This window comes from Streptomyces sp. NPDC004561, assembly GCF_053602155.1.
The window spans coordinates 1-2,194 of record NZ_JBSGDB010000819.1 but is presented as its reverse complement, the minus strand read 5'-3'; the positions used below and the strand labels follow the sequence as shown (position 1 = coordinate 2,194).

The 2,194-nt window shown below is 74.7% G+C and carries 1 pseudogene; it reads left to right on the top strand.

What is annotated here, in order from left to right:
* Positions 1-67 precede the first annotated feature (67 nt).
* Positions 68-2,194, top strand: a pseudogene (locus ACWEN3_RS45695) (beta-ketoacyl synthase N-terminal-like domain-containing protein); the annotation flags it as partial.

Here is a 2,194-nt window from a genome sequence, read left to right as displayed (position 1 = left end):
GTGCGTGGCGGCTGTCCTTCTTGAACATGCCCGTCGAACCCAATGCCACGGCGTAGTTCGAGGCCGCCGATTGCGCTCCCTGGTCGCTGTGGGCGTGGAGCGGTCGGACGACGGCGAGCTGCGAGCAGTCGACGAGGAACGGCAGCTCTCCGACGGGATGTTCATGGCGGGCGAGGTCGCCGTGCTGCGCTCGTCGCCCACCACCCTCGCCGCCCTGCACCGCTCGGTGACCGACGGCGCCGCCGACTTCCTCGCGGCGCGCACCCTGCGGCTCGCCCCCCGCCCCACCACCGAACCGGAGCCGCCCGCACCGCTCGACATCGCGATCGTCGGCATGGCCTGCATGTTCCCGCAGGCCCCCGACCTCGCCACCTTCTGGGCGAACATCGTCGCCGGACGCGACGCCGTCACCGAGGTGCCCGCCGACCGCTGGGACCCCGCCGTGCATCACACCGCGGGCAGTACGGCCTCCAAATGGGGCGGCTTCCTGCCCGCCATCCCCTTCGACCCGCTGCGCTACGGCATCCCGCCCGCCTCCCTCGGCAGCATCGAACCCGTCCAGCTGCTGTCCCTGGAAGCGGCGCGCCGGGCGCTGGAGGACGCCGGATACGGCGAGGGCGGAAGGGAGTTCGACCGCTCGCGCACCGCCGTCGTCTTCGGCGCCGAGGCGGGCAGCGACCTGTCCAACGCCGTCACCCTGCGCGCCGTGCTCCCGTCGTACTACGGCGCCGTGCCCGAAGGACTGGACGGGCAACTGCCCCGGCTGACCGAGGACTCCTTCCCCGGCATGCTCGCCAACGTCATCTCCGGCCGGATCGCCAACCGCCTCGACCTCGGCGGCGCCAACTACACCGTCGACGCCGCGTGCGCCTCCTCCCTCGCCGCCCTCGACGTGGCCTGCAAGGAACTCCTCTCCGGCACCAGCGACGTTGTCCTGTGCGGCGGCGCCGACCTGCACAACGGCATCAACGACTACGTCCTGTTCTCCTCCGTCCACGCGCTCTCCCCGACCGGACGCTCCCGGGCCTTCGACTCCGGGGCCGACGGCATCGCCCTCGGTGAGGGCGTGGCCTGCCTGGTCCTCAAACGGCTCGCGGACGCCGAACGCGCCGGCGACCGCGTCTACGGCGTGGTCAAGGGCCTCGGCTCCGCCAGCGACGGCCGCTCCCTCGGCCTGACCGCGCCCCGTCCCGAAGGCCAGCGGGCCGCGCTGCGGCGCGCCTACCGCAACGCCGGGGTCTCACCCGCCCAGGTGAGCCTCGTCGAGGCGCACGGCACCGGCACCGTCGTCGGCGACCGCACCGAACTGGCCGTACTCGGCGAGGTGTTCACCGAGGCGGGCGCCCGGGCCGGCGGCTGCGCGCTCGGCTCGGTCAAGTCGCAGATCGGGCACACCAAGTGCGCCGCCGGACTGGCCGGCCTGATCAAGACGACCCTCGCGCTGTACACCGGGGTCACACCGCCCACCCTGCACCTGGAACGGCCCAACCCCGCCTGGACCGAGGACGGCAGCCCGTTCGCCTTCCACCGCCGCGCCCGGCCCTGGACGGCACCGGCCGCGGAACGCTTCGCCGGGGTCAGCGCGTTCGGCTTCGGCGGCACCAACTTCCACGCCGTGCTCGCGGCCCACGGCGACGCCGTACCGCCCCGCCAGAGCCTGGACGCCTGGCCCGCCGAACTGTTCCTGTTCCGGGGCCGGGACACGGCGGCGGCCCACCGGGAGGCGGCGGAGATCCTGCGGGCCGCCGAGACCGAAGGACACCCCTGGCGCCTGCGCGACCTCGCCCTCGCCGCGGCCCGCCGCGCCGACACCTCGCACGAACCGGTACGGGCGGCGGTCGTGGCCCGCGACGTCGGGGAACTGACCGGGCAGTTGCGGCGCGTTCTCGCCGGGGAGCACGATCCGGCCGCCGGGATCCACCTAGAGGACCCGGTGGACGGCAGGGTGGCCTTCCTCTTCCCGGGCCAGGGCAGTCAGCGGACCGGCATGCTCGCCGGCCTCCTGGTCGCCCTGCCCGAGCTGCGCCACTATCTGCACCCGGCCCACGCCGACGTCGTCCACCCGCCGGCCGCCTTCGACGACACCGCCCGCGAGCGCCGCCGGGCCGCGCTCACCGACACCCGGGCCGCCCAGCCCGCCCTCGGCAGCACGGGCCTCGCCGCCCACGCCTTCCTCACCGCCGCGGGCGTCCAC